The 17798-nt window shown below is 68.1% G+C and carries 20 protein-coding genes; 16 read left to right on the forward strand and 4 right to left on the reverse strand.

Features of this window, described 5'->3' with window-relative positions:
- Positions 1–2 precede the first annotated feature (2 nt).
- From ABDC25_RS02840 to ABDC25_RS02905, 14 genes are all read left to right on the forward strand, one after another.
- Positions 3–1172 (forward strand): hypothetical protein, encoded by a 1170-nt coding sequence (locus ABDC25_RS02840; protein WP_029259845.1) that lies wholly within the window; start codon positions 3–5, stop codon positions 1170–1172.
- A gap of 39 nt (positions 1173–1211) precedes the next feature.
- Positions 1212–1829, forward strand: a complete 618-nt coding sequence (locus ABDC25_RS02845; protein ID WP_029265870.1) for a hypothetical protein — start codon at positions 1212–1214, stop codon at positions 1827–1829.
- Positions 1829–2452, forward strand: coding sequence for a hypothetical protein (locus ABDC25_RS02850; RefSeq protein WP_136025411.1), 624 nt, complete (start codon positions 1829–1831; stop codon positions 2450–2452). Before ABDC25_RS02845 ends, ABDC25_RS02850 begins: the two co-directional genes overlap by 1 nt.
- A gap of 136 nt (positions 2453–2588) precedes the next feature.
- A complete protein-coding gene (locus ABDC25_RS02855) occupies positions 2589–2876 on the forward strand; it encodes a WXG100 family type VII secretion target (protein ID WP_028501988.1) in 288 nt (95 codons plus the stop codon).
- A 79-nt stretch (positions 2877–2955) separates the two neighbouring features.
- Positions 2956–3855, forward strand: a complete 900-nt coding sequence (locus ABDC25_RS02860; protein WP_347124748.1) for a hypothetical protein — start codon at positions 2956–2958, stop codon at positions 3853–3855.
- A gap of 85 nt (positions 3856–3940) precedes the next feature.
- Positions 3941–4288 carry a hypothetical protein gene (locus tag ABDC25_RS02865; protein ID WP_021200029.1) on the forward strand — a complete coding sequence of 116 codons (348 nt, stop codon included), beginning with the start codon at positions 3941–3943 and terminating at the stop codon, positions 4286–4288.
- A 12-nt stretch (positions 4289–4300) separates the two neighbouring features.
- Positions 4301–5611 carry a hypothetical protein gene (locus ABDC25_RS02870; protein ID WP_029259841.1) on the forward strand — a complete coding sequence of 437 codons (1311 nt, stop codon included), beginning with the start codon at positions 4301–4303 and terminating at the stop codon, positions 5609–5611.
- On the forward strand, positions 5611–6207 hold the full coding sequence (locus ABDC25_RS02875; RefSeq protein ID WP_021200027.1) for a hypothetical protein: 597 nt from the start codon (positions 5611–5613) through the stop codon (positions 6205–6207). The genes ABDC25_RS02870 and ABDC25_RS02875 overlap by 1 nt, the downstream gene beginning before the upstream one ends.
- Entirely contained in the window at positions 6204–7091 is an 888-nt protein-coding gene (locus ABDC25_RS02880) for a hypothetical protein (RefSeq protein WP_347124751.1), read from the forward strand. The genes ABDC25_RS02875 and ABDC25_RS02880 overlap by 4 nt, the downstream gene beginning before the upstream one ends.
- On the forward strand, positions 7088–7765 hold the full coding sequence (locus tag ABDC25_RS02885) for a hypothetical protein (RefSeq protein WP_021200025.1): 678 nt from the start codon (positions 7088–7090) through the stop codon (positions 7763–7765). The genes ABDC25_RS02880 and ABDC25_RS02885 overlap by 4 nt, the downstream gene beginning before the upstream one ends.
- A 115-nt stretch (positions 7766–7880) precedes the next feature.
- Complete coding sequence (locus ABDC25_RS02890; protein ID WP_028501988.1) at positions 7881–8168, forward strand: WXG100 family type VII secretion target; 288 nt, start codon at positions 7881–7883, stop codon at positions 8166–8168.
- Between the two features lie 148 nt (positions 8169–8316).
- Complete coding sequence (locus ABDC25_RS02895; protein WP_021198762.1) at positions 8317–8610, forward strand: hypothetical protein; 294 nt, start codon at positions 8317–8319, stop codon at positions 8608–8610.
- Entirely contained in the window at positions 8607–10271 is a 1665-nt protein-coding gene (locus tag ABDC25_RS02900; RefSeq protein WP_347124753.1) for an alpha/beta hydrolase, read from the forward strand. The genes ABDC25_RS02895 and ABDC25_RS02900 overlap by 4 nt, the downstream gene beginning before the upstream one ends.
- 43 nt (positions 10272–10314) lie before the next feature.
- Positions 10315–10995: a hypothetical protein gene (locus ABDC25_RS02905; RefSeq protein ID WP_029260476.1), complete on the forward strand. Its 681-nt coding sequence runs from the start codon at positions 10315–10317 to the stop codon at positions 10993–10995.
- 21 nt (positions 10996–11016) lie between these two features.
- On the opposite strand, the gene ABDC25_RS02910 is transcribed toward ABDC25_RS02905, so the two are convergent.
- Both ABDC25_RS02910 and ABDC25_RS02915 read right to left on the reverse strand, forming a co-directional pair.
- On the reverse strand, positions 11017–11505 hold the full coding sequence (locus ABDC25_RS02910) for a dehydrogenase (RefSeq protein WP_029260475.1): 489 nt from the start codon (positions 11503–11505) through the stop codon (positions 11017–11019).
- Between the two features lie 54 nt (positions 11506–11559).
- A complete protein-coding gene (locus tag ABDC25_RS02915; RefSeq protein WP_347124756.1) occupies positions 11560–12549 on the reverse strand; it encodes a malate dehydrogenase in 990 nt (329 codons plus the stop codon).
- A gap of 52 nt (positions 12550–12601) precedes the next feature.
- Between ABDC25_RS02915 and ABDC25_RS02920 the strand changes: the two genes are divergently transcribed.
- Both ABDC25_RS02920 and pip read left to right on the forward strand, forming a co-directional pair.
- Positions 12602–13486 carry a neutral zinc metallopeptidase gene (locus tag ABDC25_RS02920; RefSeq protein ID WP_347124757.1) on the forward strand — a complete coding sequence of 295 codons (885 nt, stop codon included), beginning with the start codon at positions 12602–12604 and terminating at the stop codon, positions 13484–13486.
- Positions 13487–13556: 70 nt separating this feature from the next.
- Entirely contained in the window at positions 13557–14531 is a 975-nt protein-coding gene (pip, locus tag ABDC25_RS02925; protein ID WP_347124759.1) for a prolyl aminopeptidase, read from the forward strand.
- A 3-nt stretch (positions 14532–14534) separates the two neighbouring features.
- On the opposite strand, the gene ABDC25_RS02930 is transcribed toward pip, so the two are convergent.
- Together ABDC25_RS02930 and ABDC25_RS02935 are read right to left on the reverse strand one after the other, a co-directional pair.
- Positions 14535–16331 (reverse strand): aldehyde dehydrogenase family protein, encoded by a 1797-nt coding sequence (locus ABDC25_RS02930; RefSeq protein ID WP_347124761.1) that lies wholly within the window; start codon positions 16329–16331, stop codon positions 14535–14537.
- Positions 16332–16359: 28 nt separating this feature from the next.
- Positions 16360–17784 (reverse strand): MFS transporter, encoded by a 1425-nt coding sequence (locus ABDC25_RS02935; protein ID WP_347124763.1) that lies wholly within the window; start codon positions 17782–17784, stop codon positions 16360–16362.
- Positions 17785–17798: the final 14 nt, after the last annotated feature.

Raw genomic sequence — 17798 nt, forward strand, 5'->3', positions numbered from 1 at the left:
CCATGACCTCGCCTGCGGGTCACCCGATCGGCGCTCTGACCGGTGATGTGGAGGCGATCCGCGATCGGGGGAACTCGCTGCAGGATCTCGCGAACGCGATGAGCAACTCCGCGACGCTGCTGCAGCGCCTCGTCGACAACGGCGCCGACATGCAGGGCGAATCCGTCGACAAGCTCGCCGAGATCTCCGGAAAGATGCACGCCGAGCTCGGCCGCGCAGCCGACCTGTACGACGCCGTCGCGCCGCACATCGTGCAGTATGCGTCAGACCTCGAGACCTCGAAGGCCGCGATCGATCCGATCCTCGACGATCTCGAGACACTGTGGGCGACGTATCAGCAGAAGAAGGATGCCGCATCGTCGGCGGCTGCGCAGAGCCCCGACTATCCGACGGGCGCGGATGCCGACGACGATCAGGCGCGGCAGGCGGCGGAGGACGCGCGTGACGACGCAGCCGAGGCCGCATCGGGGGCGGCGAGCAGCGCGCGCGGCGACTGGGATGCGCGTGCCGGTGACTACGATCGCGAGTGGAACAGCTGGCACACCGCGTTCACCAACGCGGCCAGCAACATCCGTGAAGACACCTCCGACAAGATCGAAGACGGCTTCTGGGACAACGTGGACGGCTTCCTGCAGTTCATGTCCGACTTCCTCGCCGTCGCCGGCATCGTTCTCGCCGTGCTCGCGATCATCGTGGGTGGCCCGATCATCGCCGCCCTCGCCGCCATCGTCGCTGTCGCCACGCTGATCGTGGCCGTCGCGCGGTTGGCGAGGGGCAAGGGGTCGGTCATCGATGTCGTGTTCGGTGTCATCGGGGTCATCCCGCTGATCGGTCCCGCGATCAAGTTCGCGCGTGGTCCGATGGCGATGATCCGCGGCGCGGATTTCGGTGCCGACGGCATGCGGTTCTTCAACGCCGTCGCCGGGCGGGCTCCTCTGAGCACGCTCAGCCAGATCCGCGGCGGATTCACGACGGGTTTCGGCGAGTTCTCCGCTCGACTGTTCACGGGCAACGGCGCCGCGTCGTTCGCCGCGCAGATGACGGGGGTGCAGACGCTCGACATGGTGGGCAACGTCTTCGCTTCGCATTTCGCGATCGCCGGCGGTATCAAAGACAGCGCGGGCGGTGCGTGGTCGGGCACGTTCGACCCGGATCAGAATCCGTTCTCGTGACCGACAGCGACGCGAGTCGCCCCATGGAAGACTGAGACGATGAGCAGCCTGCGCGCGGAACTGACGGGAAACTCCGGAACGATCATCCCGCCCTACCGGATGCTCCTCCCTCCGGGATGGGAGGCGTTCGACCTCAGCGAGGCGACCGAACGCGACCTGATCCGTCGGGCGGACGCGCGCCTGCGGGGTGCGCAGAACACGACTTTCGGGCCCGTCCTCGCGGGAAAGGTGCACGAGGCCCTCGAGGGACTGCGGGCACGCCAGGGCTTCGCGTATGCCTTCGCGGGAGAGGCGGCGCCGTCCTGGGCGATCGGTGCGGCGACCCTGGTCGGGCTCAAGCGTTCCTCGACGCCCGAAGCGACGCTGGAGCAGCTCGTCGAAAGCGCGATCCGCCACCACGCCGGCATCGCCATCGGTGAGGGTCAGCGCATCGTGCGGTGGACCGAGCGCCGTGAGGTGTCCCTCGACGGGGAAGACGTCGCGTCGCTGCTGATCAACTACCTGATCCCGGTTCCGGGAACGAGGCTCACCGAGGCGGTGCAATGGACGGCGACCGTGACGCATGAGGTCGACCTTCCCGCCGATCACCCGAACCTCACGCTCTGGACGGCACTGTTCGACACCCACGTCAGCACCTTCACATGGACGGTGCGCTGATGGACCTCGCCCTCTCGTACGCGCCTGATCGCATCATCCCGATTCCTGGCGAACGACTCTCACCGCAAGAGCAGGTGACGTGGGCGCGTCAGACGGCGGAGGACTTCGCTCGCGATGCCGGTGCGCACTCCACGGTCGCGGCGCAGATCGAGACCGCCCTGCTCGCGGTGGCGGCGCAGGCCGACGATGACCGAAGGCTCCTGCTCGTCGTGGGCGTCGACGGCGGGGTCGTCGCACCGCTGATGATCTCTGTGATCACGCATGAACTCTCGCGTCAGGAGCAGGCGGACTTCCTCTGGTCGAGCACCGCGATCCTGCCCGTCACGCCGAGACTCACCGAAACCGACGCGCTCGGCACCGGGTTCTCCTCCACCCTCGCGCAGCGGGAGAACGGTCTCGACTTCGCGACGCGCCGCTGGATCTTCTTCGGTGAGGGTACGACCGTGTGCGCGATGCTCGGTCCTGTCGTGCCCTACGGGATGGCGTTCGTCGAGCCGTTCGCCGAGGCTGTTCTCACCACTGCTTCGCTCAGCGGTTTCGTCCCGCGGTCCGACCCCGAGCGTCTCGAAGAGCTCGTCTCCGCCGTGGTGCGCCCGGGGGACGACTGGGTGCTGAACGGCTGACCCCGTACCGACACGCATCGAGCCCTGTGCGGGGATGGGGAGTTGTCCCCATCGACGGTGTTCGTGGGTGCGCCGTAGGGTGGGTGTTGTTCGGGCCGGAGGGGTCCGGTTCTCTCGATTGGCGGAGGTGTGGACGATGGCCGATTTCGGTGCGTCTTATGCGGAGATGGAGCAGGTGGCGTCGTCGCTGTCGCAGGCTCGTGATGACATTCAGGGTCAGTTGGACACGTTGAAGGGTCAGGTGGACACTCTTCTGGGTGAGGACTTCAAGACGCAGCATGCGTCGGGGAAGTTCGGTGAGGGGTACACGGAGTTGACGACGGGTCTGAAGACCGCGGTCGACGGCATCAACGACATGTCCGAGTCGCTGTTGGGCATGATGCGGGCGATCCAGGACCTGGACCAGCAGCTCGCCGGCAGCTGACACACGGCACGGTTTCACGAAGAGGGTCGACCACGACGGTCGGCCCTCTTCGTCGTTCGCGGGCGTTTACTCTGGGAGCATGAGCGCGTCTGACGCTGTCGAGGAGTTCGAACGCGATGTGTTGGAGGCGAACGTGCCCCTGGCCGCGCTCCACGAGGCGGCGGGAGTCTCGGGTGATGCGCGGATGCGGGTGCTCGCGACTCACGTCGCGTTCCCGTCTTGGCCGGGAGTCACATCCGCGAGCGCGTTGAGACACGCGGCGCAGGAAGCGGAGATCACCGCGGCGCTGGACGAGTATGCGTCCTCCGCTCGCCCGTTGCTCCGACCGGCAGACCAGGAGCGATGGGAGCTGCTGGTCGCCGAGATGCAGCGCCGGAATGGCGAGGGATTCCTCGCCGACGAGCTCGGGCGCAGCGCGGTGGGAGCCTCACTCCTGCGCGCGAAGCTCGGCGGTCGTCCGCATCGGGTGCAGCAGCGCGCCGGTATCGACTGCGCATGCGGCTACGCGGTCGATGGCCTCCTGCCGCAGAGGCTATGTCCGGAGTGCTGCGACGTGCTCCTGCGGCGCTGGGTGGCGGAAGAACGGCGGCTGCTTCGGGCGATGCCCGCGTATGCGGAGGACGTCGCCCAGGTGATCGACGACGTCGCCCAGCAGCAGACGAAGGTGTTCGAGAGCCGTGGCGAGTATCTCGACTCCGAGGCCTTCGGCCGGAGGAAGGCCGGCGGACGACGCCTTGCCCGTCTGGGACGCAGACACCGGGCGGAGCTCGCCGGTGCCGATCTGCGACGGTGGACAAGCTTCATCGAGCCGCTTTCCCGTGCGTCCACGACGAGTCTGCGCTCCACGGTGCAGAAGGTGCACAAGCGCGGTCTCGGTGCGGCGGCGCTCACCGAACTCGGGGTGCGTGCAGACGCGGAGAGCATCAAGGCCTTCGTCAAGGATTCCGAGAAGCGCACGAAGAGCAGCAGGAGAGTGTGAGGCGCAGCCCGATGGGGAGTACTCCCCATCGCGTCGGGCGGAGCTTCCCCGTAACGTCGTAGCGTCCGGGAAGAAGGAGGGGGCCATGGCAGGCGAACGCATGCTCGTGCCGATCAGTGATCTGCAGACGACCAGCGAGAAGCTCGCGGCGATCGTGTCCGAGCTGGAGTCTGCGGCCGCGAAGCAGGACGACGTCGAGAACGCCGTCGGCAGGCCGTACGGGGACGGTCGCCTGAAGGACCGCTGCCACGACTTCGAGGGAAGCTGGAACGACAGCCGCGACAAGCTGCTGACCAAGCTCAAAGAGGTCGCCGATCGCGTCAAGGGCACGGTCGACGAGGTCACCAGCCTCGACAACGAGATGGCGACGTCGATGGAGCAGTCGGGGTCGGGGAACGCGCCGGGTGCCGGGCGTCAGCCAGCCGCGGTGTAGGGGGCGAGGCAGATGCAGACGAACAAGGGACGTGACGTCGAAGTCGTTGCCGGCGATGCCGTGGCGATCGCCGACCGGGGAACGAAGATCGTCGAGCTCGGCGACAGCATGGTCAGTGCCGCTGCGACTCTCAAGGGCATCAAAGACGGCTCCATCGATGGCGAGGGCTACGCGATGGACAAGATCAAGGACGTCGTCGACGACGTCCACAAGGATCTGGATGAGGCAGGGCGTCGGTACAAGCCGGCCGGGACCACGCTGAGCAGCTACGCGACGGCGCTCGAGACCGCCCAGAGCCGCATGCGCACGATCGTGGCGGACTGCCAGACGAGCCTCACCGAGCTGCAGACCGCGCAGTCGAACGCGGCCGATGCCGCCGACGCGCTCCAGGCGCACAACACCTCGACGCGGCTGAACCCACCGGCCGAAGAGGACGCGGCAGCGAACACGACTGCCGGCACGAATCTCGCGAACGCCGCCTCCGGTGCGGCGTCGACCCTCAACGCCGCGGAGACCACCCACAACGACAACCTCGACGCGTTCGACGGCGAGTACGACAGCTGGCACACCGCCTACGAGACGGCCGTTTCGGGACTGACCGACGCGAACAAGATCGGCGAGGACTCCACGTGGGAGAACATCGCCGGTGTCCTCGCCGTGGTCGCGGAGTGGGTGAGTTGGATCGGCCTCGCGATCGCCGTGCTCGGACTCATCATCGGTGGTCCGTTCTTCGCGATCGCGGCTCTGGTGGTCGGGGTCATCGCGCTGGCGCTCACGGTCGCCCTGATGTTCGACGGCCGCAAGGGCTGGGGTGACCTCGGCTGGGCGATCGTGGGCATCCTGCCTGTGGGCAAACTCGGCAAGATCTTCTCCGGCAAGGCGAAGTTCGTAGAGGAGTTCATCGGTCAGTTCCGCAATCCGGTCCAGCAGATGACTCGATTGCGCGGTCTCGCCGGAACCGCTTCTCCGTGGCGGGGCATCGTCTCGCAGAACTTCGGCTCCTACGCGTCCGGTGTCTCCGGAGTCCGTCAGTTCGGGAACAACATCTTCGGCGGGCTCGGCGAGCGGTTCTTCTTCGGTGCCAACCGATCGTTCCAAGTCGCCTTCAACGACGCGGTGTCGTCGACCGGCCCGCGGTTCCAGGAGGTGCTGCGGGCGGCGCTGCCCGAAGGGCTCGCAAACGTTGCCAAGGCACCGACCAACTCGATGTTCGAAGCCGCGTGGAACACGTTCAAGTGGTCGGACCGAGTGGTGGGGCTCACCGGGAACGGCAAGCCCTCTGGTGGGTTGTCGCCCGCCGGGCTCGTCAACGGGCTGCTCTGATGGCGGGAGACGCGGGATTCGTCTGGGACCTCGACTTCGACGCCGCGTGGTTCGTCCCGCTTCCCGGAGTGGACGGGAGCCAGATCGGTCCCGATGCGGCGGCTGCCTGGACCGACGCCGCCCTCGCGAGGTTGCCCGATGCCGCGACGTCCGATCCGCAGCGCGCTGCGCTGCTGCGCGCGACCGCTGGCGCCCTGCTTTCGCAAGCCGAAGAAGGTGTCACCCGATTGTGGTTCGCTCCGGAGCGAATGTACAGCGATCTCCTCGTTACGATCACCGTGTCGCGAGCATCGGGGCCGGGGAGCGCAGCGAATGAGGAAGTCTTCGACGGCGACCGGTTCTCCGCTGGATTCGATGTGGTGCCACTGCAGACCGAGACGCATGGCAGCGGCTTCCTCCTCCGGCGCTCCACGCAACTCGAAGGGGAACAGCCGCTGTTCATCACGCAATGGACCGTGCGGCTGAACGACGGCACGTGGAGCATCCTTGTCGATACGCTGGGGACGACCCTTCCCGCCTTCGTCCTGTTCGAGGAGCAGCTCATGCGCCTGATCCCGGGGATCCGACTTCCGCGGACGGCGGCGGTCGAACAGTGAGCAGGTACGACCTCCTCGGCGTCGAAGCGCAGCTCTTCGAGCAGTATCCGGCGTTGGCCGATCGCCACGAGAAGGCGGCTCGAGCGGGCTCCGAGCATATTCGTGGTCTGATCGAGCGAAGCGACGCGACACGCGGGGGCGATGCCGACGCGTTCGCCGAGCATGTGGCATCCATTCAGCGCTCGGCTCTTGCGAGTTACGCAGCCTCGGTCCGAGGGATCGTGTCTGTCGAGGACATGGTGCGGTGGGTGCGCACCCGCGACGCGTTGAGGCTGAGCGCATATGACTCGCTGCTGCGCGAGGTCGATGCGCCTGGAGCGGCGTCTCTGCTCGATGCCCTGGAAGCGGTGCACGACAGTGGCGATGCATCGGGCGGCCAGGCGACGCTGGATCAGGCGCTCGCAGCCGTCGCGGATCGCTGCACCTGCGGATACGCCTCCACCCGCAACCTCCCGAAGCGCACATGCTACGTCTGCGCGCAGGCGGTGACGGCGGTGTGGGATGCGGAAGAGCAACGCGTGCTGCTTCGCCTGCCGGCGTTGCGAGAAGCGGTCGACGGGGTGCTCGATGCGCTGGTCGACCGACTGGCGGAGATCAAGCTGGATCCCGCCACGGAATGGTCTGTCGTCGAGCATGAACAACGGAAGGCTCGGCATCGTCTCACGCGACTGAACCGCGCTGCGCGTGGTGAGATCTTCGACGAGATGCTGACGAATTGGCGTGAGCTCGCCACCGCAGCCTCGCACGACTCTCGACCGATCGCTCGATCGGTGGCGAAGGGAGCCAAGCGCTCCGGGCTGGGGACGGCGCGTCTCAGCGCGATCGCGCTCCCCGGCAATGCCCTCGTCGAGTCACGCGCGAAGAAGAGAGCGCAGCAGCGGTGAGCGAGATGAACGATCTCGGTGTGGAGTTCCGTTACGGCATCCCCGCCTTCCGCCTGGTGCTGCCTCCGGGGTGGGCCACGCATCTGCCCACGAACGCGGGCCAGCAGGAGGACGTGCGCAAGGCCAGTGCGATCTTCATGCAGGCCGGGCGCCCCGATCTCGACGCGGAGTTCCGCACGATGATGGCGCAGGCCAATCAGGGTATGCGCCGCACCAAGGTGTTCGCGATCTATCGGCAGGAAGACGTGCCGATGGAGGAGCTCCTGCCCCTCTCGATAACGGCCTCCGCCCTCGACGCCCCCGTCGGCGAGAATCTCGACGGCTGGGTGACGGAGGCCTTCCGCCTCCGCGGCGCCGTCTTTCTCGACGAGCACCTCCGGCACATCGTCCGTTGGTCCGCCGAGGCAACGCGCCCCGCGGGTGCGCCTGCGATCGACGGCGTCGGCGGACGCACCGTGACGTACATCATCCCCGTGCCGGGAACGCTGCGTCGCAAGGCGCTCGTGTTCACGTCGACCATCGTGATCCCGGACGGCGAGGTGATCCCCGCCGAGGTGCTCGACGGCATCGAGCTGCTCAGCGACGCCATGATCTCGACCTTCGCGTGGGAGCAGCTGGCCGAGGAGCCGGCGGTCCCCGTCACCGTCGAGCAGGCGCCGACCGACCGCCGCTGACTGGTGTGCGGGGATGGGGAGTTGTCCCCATCGACGGTGTTCGTGGGTGCGCCGTAGGGTGGGTGTTGTTCGGGCCGGAGGGGTCCGGTTCTCTCGATTGGCGGAGGTGTGGACGATGGCCGATTTCGGTGCGTCTTATGCGGAGATGGAGCAGGTGGCGTCGTCGCTGTCGCAGGCTCGTGATGACATTCAGGGTCAGTTGGACACGTTGAAGGGTCAGGTGGACACTCTTCTGGGTGAGGACTTCAAGACGCAGCACGCGTCGGGGAAGTTCGGTGAGGGGTACACGGAGTTGACGACGGGTCTGAAGACCGCGGTCGATGGCATCAACGACATGTCCGAGTCGCTGTTGGGCATGATGCGGGCGATCCAGGACCTGGACCAGCAGCTCGCCGGCAGCTGACACACAGTCTCGAGAAGGGGTCGACGGTTCGCCGTCGGCCCCTTCTTCGTGTCCTCGGGTCCGGAGATCGCGGTCGATGGGCAGTTCTCCCCATCGGCTCACCGTGCGCCACCGGGTAGGGTGAATCCGGCGGAACCGGGGGGTGGCCATGTCAGACGTCGAGATCTTCTACGCGGAGCTGAACGATGCCGCGAGGAGCCTCACGACCGCGACCTCTGAGGTCCTCACGCAGGCGGCGGGTCTGCAGGGTGACGACACCGGTGTCGAGAACCCGGCGCACCGCTCCGCTCTGCGGCTCGAGATGCACCGGCGGCTGACCGCTCTGCACGACCGGGTGTACGACCGCGTCGAATCGGGGGATGACCTCGCTGCCGCGATCTCCGCCATCGCGAGCAAGTACTCCGACCTCGACGTCGAACTCACCGGGCGGGACGGACCATGAGCCTGACATCGCCGAATCGGGGGTATCCGCTCGAACGCCTCGAGGGCAGCAGCGGATCCATGGGGTACTGGAGCGGTCTGTTCACGCGCGTGGCCGACCGGCTCGGCGACGTGCGTTCGGCCGCGAACTCCGCGCAGGAACTGCGCGGAGTCGGTCGTGCGGTCACAGCGGTGCGCGCAGATGCCGATGACCTCGCCGCACTGCTCCCCGCCGACATCGCCGAGGCACAACTCCTCGCCGGCGTCCTGCAAAGCTATGCCGACGCGTTCGATGCGTATGCCAAGCCCGCCAACGATCTGATCGACGACATCGAGACGGCGCACGCCGAGTGGTCCCGGCTCGACATCGCCGCCGATCGAGCCGGTCGTGCCGCCATGGCCGCCGCCTACGGTGACGATCAGTCCGAGATCGATGAGACGACCGACGCCGTGAACGATGCGATCGTCGACCGTGATGCCGCGAAAGAGGCGCTGGACGAGCTCTGGAACCAGTACGAACGGCTCTACGGCGACTGGGACGCCGCGTACGATGCGGCCCTCGCCGCACTCGCCGCAGGCACGGGTGCCGTCTTGACGAACCAGGCGCGCGACCTGCTCGCCGACCTGCTCGCGGCCTCAAGCCCGGAGGAGGTCGCTCGACTCTGGGCGGCGAACCCCGAACTGCAGCAGGAGCTCATCGACAGCCACCCCGCCATTGTCGGCAACCTCGACGGGGTCCCCTGGGACGTGCGTGCGAGGGTGAACGCCGCGAGGCTGGAGGAGGTGCTCCAGACCGAACCCGCGGGTCCGCACCGTGACGACCTCGAAGCGATCGTGCGAGCGCTGAACGCGGGTGGGATCCCGGCCCCGAATCTGATCAGCTTCGACCCGGACGGTTCGGAGCAGGTGACCGCGGCGATCGCCTACGGCGACCTGTCGACGGCGTCGGAGATCAACACTCTCGTCCCCGGGATGCTGGGGAACGTGCACGACCTGCAATCGTGGGGTGAATCGGCGAAGGCGCTGAACTCCTCCGTGGGTGCCGGATCCGCGACCGTCGTCTGGTTCGGCTACGACACGCCGGAACTCCTCGAGGAGCCCGCGATGGGTCGAGCGCAGGACGGAGCGGCGTCCTTGCGCTCCTACCTGCTCGCGGTACGCGCGCTGTCGCCCGAGGCCGACGTCAACGTGATCGCACACTCGTATGGCAGTACGACAGCGGCGCTCGCCATCGGATCGCAGCCCGACGGTCTCGGCGTCACCTCGTTGGTCGCGGTCGGATCCGCCGGGTTCCCGAACGATGCGGCCGTCGTCGACAACCTGACCAACGGCGAGCCCCCGCAGATCTATGCGACGATCTCCGAGGACGACGCCGTGGCCCGCGTCGGTCGCGCCACGGCTCCCGGGCATCCTGTCAGCCCGGAGAGCCTGTCAGGGACTACCGTGTTCGACAGCGACGGTGGCGTGAGCGCATCCGGCGACAGTCTTCCGTCCGCGACCGGACACGATGCTCTCGGGCCCGGCGCATACCTCGAGCCGGGTTCGGAATCCTTCTACAACGTGTCGGAGATCATCCAGACCGGGGAGCCCGGTACCGTTCGCGGCGGCGAGGGCAGTACACAGGGGTTCTGGGATGCGAGCAACTGGTGGATCAGCGATGAGTACGCTCTCATCGACTTCTGAGCGAATGGGACGACGAATGCGCGGGATATGGCGGCGCGGAGTGATGGCGGCAGCAGCCGTCGGATTGGTGATGACGATGACGAGCTGCGGAACCACGTCGGCGCCCGAAGGCGATGCGCTGTATCGCGATGGTGAGAAGAACTACGTCGCCTACTCCACCGTCATGCACTCCGTGATCATGGCGATCCACGAAGGCGACTGGGCCGTGGACCAGGGCTCATTCGGCGCCTCGCCGATTCCCTGCCGGATCGACGGCGACGTCTCGGGGTACACGTTCTCCTGGGCGCGGGTGCTCGAACCGGCGGAGGAGATCGATGTGGAGGCCGTGGTGGCCGCGGCGACGGCGGCGTTCGAGGATGCCGGGGTGGAGGCGAGCACGACGCGATTCGGAGAGGGCGATCGGCAGGAAGTCAACATCGTCGGCACCGGAGGCGACGTCGGCCGCGGTGTCGTGACGATCCGGCCCGGTCGGAACCAGATCTCCGCGACGGCGACGCCCGGGTGCATCCCCGGCGATGCGGCCGCGCTCTCGGACATGGTCTTCGGCGGAGAACTCGCCTATGACGGGGCTTCGCTGCGATTCCCGGCGTTCGAGGGTCCGGATTGGCAGCCGCGGTTCTATTTCCCCGAAGAGGGGAGCCCGGTGTACTACAACGAAGACGGCTCGCCCGTCGAACCTCAGCCGACGACGACCGCGTTCCCGGTCGCGCCCTACGGCGGCTGACGAGCGCTCTCGGACGGTGTCTCAGCGGGCCGAGGTGTGTACGGCGGCGGCGTCGGCCAGGTGCCGCGCGTCGTGATTCAGCACCTTCACGATGATGCCGTGCTTGCGCAGTTCGGCCACGGTGCGGGCGCCTTCGTCCGCGTCGAGGCCGAGAGCCTTGATGTTCACGACGACCACCACGTCGCCGATGCGCAGGGTCGAGATGAGGCGCGCGAGGCGGTCGTTCCAGCTCTCCAGGATGTCGGGCGCCGGGTGACGGAATCCTTCGATCGGCACACCGAAACGGGTGAGATCTTCGCGCTGCTCGACCACTGACGGCAGACCTTCGCGGGCGACGACGAGACCGACCAGGCGTGAGCCGTCGGGGCGGGCGGTCCAGAAGTTGCGGTTCTGCTGCAACTCGGTGAAGCACTTCGGGCAGGACGCCGCATCGTGCGGCAGGTGCAGGGGACTCGTCAGAGCCTCTTCGACCGATGCCGTGGTCTTCGTGGGATCAATCGTCTCGCTCATCGCGCACCTCCGGCATCCATTCTGCCCTGTCGGCGTGCGTCGCGGTGACCGGATTCACAAGAGCCCGAGGCTCTGCACCGTCTCGCGTTCCTGCTGCAGTTCGGCCACCGAGGCATCGATCCGGGTGCGTGCCCACTCGCTCAACTCGAGTCCCTCGACGACGTGCCACTCACCGTCGATCGACCGCACCGGGAAGGACGAGATCAGGCCCTCCGGAACGCCGTATTCGCCGTGGGAGACGACGCCGGCCGACGTCCAGTCGTCGGTGCCCCGCACCCAGTCGCGCACGTGATCGATGGTCGCACTCGCCGCCGATGCCACCGACGAGGAACCCCGTACCTCGATGATCTCCGCCCCACGCTTCGCCACGCGGGGGATGAACGTCCGGTCGAGCCAGGAGGGAACGTCGCCCACGATCTGTTCGAGCGCCTCTCCCGCCGGCCGGCCGCCCACCGTCGCGTGCGAGATGTCCGGGAACTGGGTCGCCGAGTGGTTGCCCCAGATGGGCACGCGGCGAACCGTGTGCACGGGAGCCCCCAGCGTCAGTGCGAGCTGAGCCCGCGCGCGGTTCTCGTCGAGCCGTGTCAGGGCGGTGAAACGCTCGGCGGGCACGCCATCTGCCGAGGCGGCGGCGATCAGCGCGTTCGTGTTGGCGGGGTTGCCGACCACGGTGACGCGCACGCCGGATGCGGCGTTCGCCGCGATGGCCGCTCCCTGCGGCCCGAAGATGCCGCCGTTGGCCGCGAGCAGGTCGCCGCGCTCCATACCGGGCCCGCGTGGACGTGCACCGACGAGCAGGGCGAGGTCGCAGCCGTCGAATCCCACTGCGGCGTCATCCGTCACCTCGACGTGCTCCAGCAGTCCGAACGCGCCGTCCTGCAATTCGAGCGCCGCGCCCTCCGCGGCACCGAGCCCCTGCGGGATCTCCAGCAGCCGCAGACGCACCTTCTCATCCGGGCCGAGCAGGTCGCCCGCCGCGATGCGGAACAGCAGTGCGTAGCCGATCTGTCCGCCGGCTCCGGTGATGGTGATCGTGGTCGTCATGCCCCGAGCCTACGTCCGTTCGAGGGGCCTCCGCTCGGAGTACCCTCGTCCCATGACCTTCAATCCCGACGCCGACATCTCCGGCAACACCACGCGTCGTCGCGGGCGCACGGCAGCGATCGCCGGTGGCACGGGCGTGGGCGTGCTCGGCATCATCGCGCTCATCGCCGGGCCTCTGCTCGGCATCGACCTGACCGGGTTGCTGGGTGGCGGAGCGCCGAGCGGAGGCAGCGAACCAGCGGGCGGATCGGTCATCGAGAACTGCGATACGGGGACGCAGGCGAACGCCGACGTCGACTGCCGCATGGCGGGTGCTCAGGTCGCGCTGGACGCCTTCTGGGCGGAGAACGTGGAGGGCTATCGCAAGCCGCAGATGATCGTCGTCGACGGATCGACGCCGACACAGTGCGGTACGGCGTCCAATGCCGTGGGGCCGTTCTACTGTCCCCCGGAGGAAGGGGTCTACGTCGACCCGACGTTCTTCCAACTCATGCAACAGCAGTTCGGGGCGTCCGCCGGCAATCTCGCGCAGCTGTACATCGTGGGGCACGAGTGGGGTCACCACATTCAGAACATCACGGGCGATATGGATGCCTACCCGAACAACGGCACGGGGCCGGGAAGCAATGGGGTGCGGATCGAGCTGCAGGCCGACTGCTACGCCGGGGCGTGGCTCGGCCGCATGACCGAGCAGAAGGATGCCGACGGCGATCCGTACCTGATGAAGCCCACCGAAGCGCAGATCGAGGACGCGCTGAACGCGGCAGAGGCCGTCGGCGACGACCACATCCAGGAGCAGTCCGGGTTCTCGAATCCGGAGACCTGGACGCACGGATCCAGTGTGCAGCGGAAGCGCTGGTTCGCGGAGGGCTATCAGAACGGGCTGGGCGTCTGCGCGCAGGTGCTGACGCTTCCCGCCGATCAGTTGGACCCGTGATGCCCGGCGGGTGGGCGAACGTCCGCTACCGTTGACGAAGTAGTCAGCACGACCGGCTGGGGGGCCGACGATGAAGAAGACGGATGCACTGTATCCACCGATCGAACCGTACGAGACAGGGGAACTCCTCGTCGGTGACGGCCACCGGGTCTACTGGGAGGTCAGCGGCAACCCCGAGGGCAAGCCGGTGGTGTTCCTCCACGGCGGTCCCGGCAGTGGGACATCGCCGTGGCAGCGGCGGTTCTTCGATCCGAAGCGCTACCGCATCGTGTTGCTGGACCAGCGGGGCTGCGGGCGCAGCACCCCGCATGCGAGTGCACCCGACGCCGACTTCCGGCACATCACGACGGCCCATCTGATCGCCGACATCGAACTTCTGCGCAAGAATCTCGGCGTCGAGAAGTGGCAGGTGTTCGGCGGATCGTGGGGCAGCGCACTCGCGCTCGCCTACGCGCAGGCGCACCCGGAAGCCGTGACCGAGCTGGTGCTCCGAGGCATCTTCACCCTGCGCCGAGTCGAACTGGAGTGGTTCTACGAGGGTGGTGCCGCGGCGCTGTTCCCCGATCTCTGGGAGGGCTTCCTGGCACCGATCCCCGTGCTGGAGCGCTCGCACATGATCGAGGCGTATCACCGTCGACTGTTCGACCCCGATCCCGCCGTGCACGTGCCGGCGGCGGTCGCCTGGTCCACCTGGGAGGCATCGACCGTCACCCTGACCCCGGATACCGCGCAGATCGAGGCGATGTCCGATCCGGCGAAGGCCACGGCGTTCGCCCGCATCGAGAACCACTTCTTCGTCAACCGCGGCTGGTGGGAGGAAGGGCAGCTGATCGCCGGTGTCGACGTCATCCGTCATATCCCGACGGTCATCGTGCAGGGACGACACGATGTCGCGACACCGATGATGACCGCATGGGATCTGCACCGCGCCTGGCCCGAGGCGGAGTTCGTCGTGGTCGACGATGCCGGTCACGCGGCCACAGAGCCCGGCACGCAGAAGGCGCTCCGAGCAGCGACCGATCGGTTCGCGCGATCGACGCGTTGACCGTCAGGCCTGCAGCGCCTTCGTCAGCGTCTTCACGAGCCCGGTGATGCTGCCGTCCACCCGGTAGCGGGTCAGCCCTTCGCTGACGGCCGCCCCGGTGCGCGCGGAGACGAACCAGGGCGGCTTCGGCAGGATCGTGAATCGTCCACCGCCGTTCGCGATCGGCAGCGACCGGGGGAACGGGCGGAAAGGGCCGCGCAGCACCGAGCGTTCGACGCCGTCGAGCAGGAGGGCGTTGTGCACCACACCGATGCCGCTGCCGACGTCGCCGATCGTTCCACCGGGGAATGCACCCCATGTGAGGGTGGGGGTGATGAAGGCGAACGCCGTCCAGCTGTTGATCGCGATGGACCCGTAGTGGAGCGCGGCGATGGCTCGCTCGAAGCCGGCGCCGAGCGACTTCTCGGTCGCGGGGTCGATCAGCAGGTTCGCGCCGAGGGTGCCCTGGAGCTTGTCGTTGGCGTGAGTCACGGCGGCGTCCAGGAAGTCCTGGCCCGTGCCCGGCACGGTCACGACGCCCAGCACGGGGGCGAAGTACTCGGTGCTCTCCAGTGCCGTCGGATCGTCGTCGGCATCGATCTCGACGAGCAGCCGGTCGCCCAGCACGAGGGCGTCGGGGTACGCGTCGGTCGCGAGCTCCATCCGCGACGAGGAACCGGGGTACCAGATCGGGCGCTCCGGGGCGTTGGCGTATGCGCGCCGCAGCGCTGCGCGGAAGGCATCCGCCTGGTCCCAGTCGGACGAGATGATCACGACCTGGCCGGCGATGCAGTTGTGCCCGCAGTTCTGCAGCCGCATGGTCGCGATGTGCTCGGCCTGGTAAGTGAGGTCGGCATCGGTCCAGGCGCCGGGCACGACGATGATGGGGGAGACGCCGCCGAGCTCAGCCGTGATGGGCTTCTTCAGCTGGGGGCGATCCTCACGTCGTCGTCGCTTCGTCGCCGCTGCGCCCTCGCCCTTCGACGGACCCCAGACGATGGTGTCGAACGTCGCCGCCGAGCCGGTGATGTGCACGTGCACGAGTCCGGGGTGGCCGGTGAGGTAGGCCCCGACGTCGGGCCCGCCGCGGACGATGCGCAGGAACCCGGGCTCGATGAGCGGCGCGAGTGCGCGCTTGTAGACCGGCACCAGCGCATCCTGTGTCGGGTTCACCTTGAGCAGAGCCGTGCGGTTGTGGGCGAGCAGCTCGTAGAGCACATCGAGCACCGGGATCGACGTCACGTTCCCCGCTCCGAGCACGAGGCCCACACCGCCCGACTCGGTGGGCGTGCGCTGCGCGAGGCCGGCCGCTGCGCGCGCGGCGCCGGGGGTGATCCCCGGTTCCAGCCAGACCTCGCCCGCGAAGCCCGACAACAGGAACCCGTCGATGCCGGTGAGGGGGAAGGCGTGCACGCGGGTGCGTCCTCCGGGCGCGCGATCGATCGTGATCCCGTCGAGCGGGTTCACACCGTTCGCCAGGCGCGAGAGAGTCTCGATGTAGGCGTCGAGCGCGCCGAGCACGCTGTACGGTCCGCTGAGCCACTCTTCACCGCGCAGAGGATGCCGCGCTTCGAGGCCCTTCGAGGCGGCGGCCGTGTGCGCCCAGTCCTCCGCGGTGGCGGCGACGCTCGTGCGCACCGCGCGCAGCAGCGTCGCCCGTTGGGCGACGGTGAGGGCAGACCAGGTGCGCGTTCCGGTCTGAAGGGCATCGACCGCGGCGTCGAGCCGTTCTCTTTCCCCTTCGCCCAGCTCCGGGGCTGCGCTTCCCGACGCGCGCTTCGAGGTCGGGGCGGAGGTGGCGGTTGTGCTCGCAGAAGTCATCGACGTCTCCTTCGGACGGGATCCCAGCTTAGGCGTGGAAGGGCTCGAGGGTATCGATGTCCGCTCGGCGCAGGCGGTAGTGGCGGAGGGTCAGCAGACTCCCGGCCATCAGCACGGCGGGCAGCGCGCTGAAGCTGAGCACGATGCCCGTGACGGCCGCGTCCGGCTGTTCGACCGTGGCGCCTGCGACGGTCGAGATGTAGCCGGTGGCCGCGAGGGTCAACGACACAGCGGTCGCGCCGAGGGCGAAGCCCACGGTCTCGCCCGCGGTCCAGATGCCGGTGAAGGTGCCGGCCTGTCCCGCTCCGCTCGTGCGTTCGTCGTGCGAGATCACATCGGGCAGCATGGCCATCGGCAGCGACTGGAGTCCTGCGTAGGCGACGCCGGCCACCGCGACGGACACGTAGATCCAGGCGCCGGATGCCCAGACGGCGAAGACGAGCGACGCCGCGGCCGCGGTGAACAGCACGGTGGCCATCGCGAACGCCCGCTCCTTGCCGACCCGTCGCGCGATCACGGTCCATCCCGGGGTGGCGAGCAGTGCGGGGCCCACCAGCGCGACGAAGACGAAGGTGACCGCGTCCTCCGACCGCAGCACCCAGGTCGCCACGTACTGCGCGCCGGCGAGCATCGTTCCCGTTGCGAGCGCCTGCAGCACGAACGTCCCCAGGAGTGCACGGAAGGGCTGGCTGCGCCCGAGTGCGCGGAAGCCCGACATGTACTGGTGCCGCCAGGTCGAAGCGGCGGTGGCGGCAGCGTCAGCGGTGGTGACGGGAGCGGTGTTGACGGGGGAGACTGCGGTGCGCTTCGCCGCCACATCCGCCGTCCGGGAGGCGATCAGCATGCCGATGCCGATTGCGATACCCGAGGCGATGCCCATCAAGAGGTAGCCCTGCACAGGGTCGTCGCCGGCATTGCGCAGGGCGGGGCCACCGGCGCCGAACAGCAGGATGGCTGCCGTCAGCACGACCACGCGCCACCCGAGCAGGCGCGTGCGTTCGTCGTAGCTGCCGGTCAGTTCCGCGGGCAGGGCGACGTACGGCACCTGGAACAGGCTGAATGCCGTCGCGGTCGCCAGGAAGGCCAGCAGCACACTGATCGCTCCGGCGACCGGCCCCCAGGAGGGCGGTACGGCGAAGGTGAGGGCGAAGAAGAATGGCAGAGCGAGAGCACCGGTCACCATGAACCCGCGGCGCGACCCGGTGCGAGCGAGCTGGCGATCGGACGCGGCCCCGATCAAGGGGTCGATCAGCACGTCCCAGATCTTCGCCGCCGTGACGATCAGACCGGCGGCGAGGGCGGCGACACCGAGGTTGTCGGTGAGGAAGTAGGTCAGCACGAGGCCCGGCAGTGTCGCATAGCCGCCAGTCCCGAGCGAGCCGATCGCGTACAGCACGATCGTGCGCGGAGAAAGACGGACGGGTGCTCGTTCGGACCGAGCCTCGGTGCTCATCGCGCCAGTGTAGT

The organism is Microbacterium sp. SY138, from assembly GCF_039729145.1.
GTDB lineage: Bacteria > Actinomycetota > Actinomycetes > Actinomycetales > Microbacteriaceae > Microbacterium > Microbacterium maritypicum_A.

Excerpts from the sequence above, each read along its gene's own strand:
- ABDC25_RS02895 (WP_021198762.1), top strand. The coding sequence starts at position 8,317 with ATGTCAGACGTCGAGATCTTCTACGCGGAGCTGAACGATGCCGCGAGG.
- ABDC25_RS02865 (WP_021200029.1), top strand. The coding sequence starts at position 3,941 with ATGGCAGGCGAACGCATGCTCGTGCCGATCAGTGATCTGCAGACGACC.
- ABDC25_RS02935 (WP_347124763.1), bottom strand. The coding sequence starts at position 17,784 with ATGAGCACCGAGGCTCGGTCCGAACGAGCACCCGTCCGTCTTTCTCCG.
- ABDC25_RS02870 (WP_029259841.1), top strand. The coding sequence starts at position 4,301 with ATGCAGACGAACAAGGGACGTGACGTCGAAGTCGTTGCCGGCGATGCC.
- ABDC25_RS02890 (WP_028501988.1), top strand. The coding sequence starts at position 7,881 with ATGGCCGATTTCGGTGCGTCTTATGCGGAGATGGAGCAGGTGGCGTCG.
- ABDC25_RS02930 (WP_347124761.1), bottom strand. The coding sequence starts at position 16,331 with ATGACTTCTGCGAGCACAACCGCCACCTCCGCCCCGACCTCGAAGCGC.
- ABDC25_RS02875 (WP_021200027.1), top strand. The coding sequence starts at position 5,611 with ATGGCGGGAGACGCGGGATTCGTCTGGGACCTCGACTTCGACGCCGCG.
- ABDC25_RS02910 (WP_029260475.1), bottom strand. The coding sequence starts at position 11,505 with ATGAGCGAGACGATTGATCCCACGAAGACCACGGCATCGGTCGAAGAG.
- ABDC25_RS02905 (WP_029260476.1), top strand. The coding sequence starts at position 10,315 with ATGGCGGCAGCAGCCGTCGGATTGGTGATGACGATGACGAGCTGCGGA.
- ABDC25_RS02915 (WP_347124756.1), bottom strand. The coding sequence starts at position 12,549 with ATGACGACCACGATCACCATCACCGGAGCCGGCGGACAGATCGGCTAC.
- ABDC25_RS02920 (WP_347124757.1), top strand. The coding sequence starts at position 12,602 with ATGACCTTCAATCCCGACGCCGACATCTCCGGCAACACCACGCGTCGT.
- ABDC25_RS02855 (WP_028501988.1), top strand. The coding sequence starts at position 2,589 with ATGGCCGATTTCGGTGCGTCTTATGCGGAGATGGAGCAGGTGGCGTCG.
- ABDC25_RS02860 (WP_347124748.1), top strand. The coding sequence starts at position 2,956 with ATGAGCGCGTCTGACGCTGTCGAGGAGTTCGAACGCGATGTGTTGGAG.
- ABDC25_RS02845 (WP_029265870.1), top strand. The coding sequence starts at position 1,212 with ATGAGCAGCCTGCGCGCGGAACTGACGGGAAACTCCGGAACGATCATC.
- ABDC25_RS02840 (WP_029259845.1), top strand. The coding sequence starts at position 3 with ATGACCTCGCCTGCGGGTCACCCGATCGGCGCTCTGACCGGTGATGTG.
- ABDC25_RS02900 (WP_347124753.1), top strand. The coding sequence starts at position 8,607 with ATGAGCCTGACATCGCCGAATCGGGGGTATCCGCTCGAACGCCTCGAG.
- pip (WP_347124759.1), top strand. The coding sequence starts at position 13,557 with ATGAAGAAGACGGATGCACTGTATCCACCGATCGAACCGTACGAGACA.
- ABDC25_RS02850 (WP_136025411.1), top strand. The coding sequence starts at position 1,829 with ATGGACCTCGCCCTCTCGTACGCGCCTGATCGCATCATCCCGATTCCT.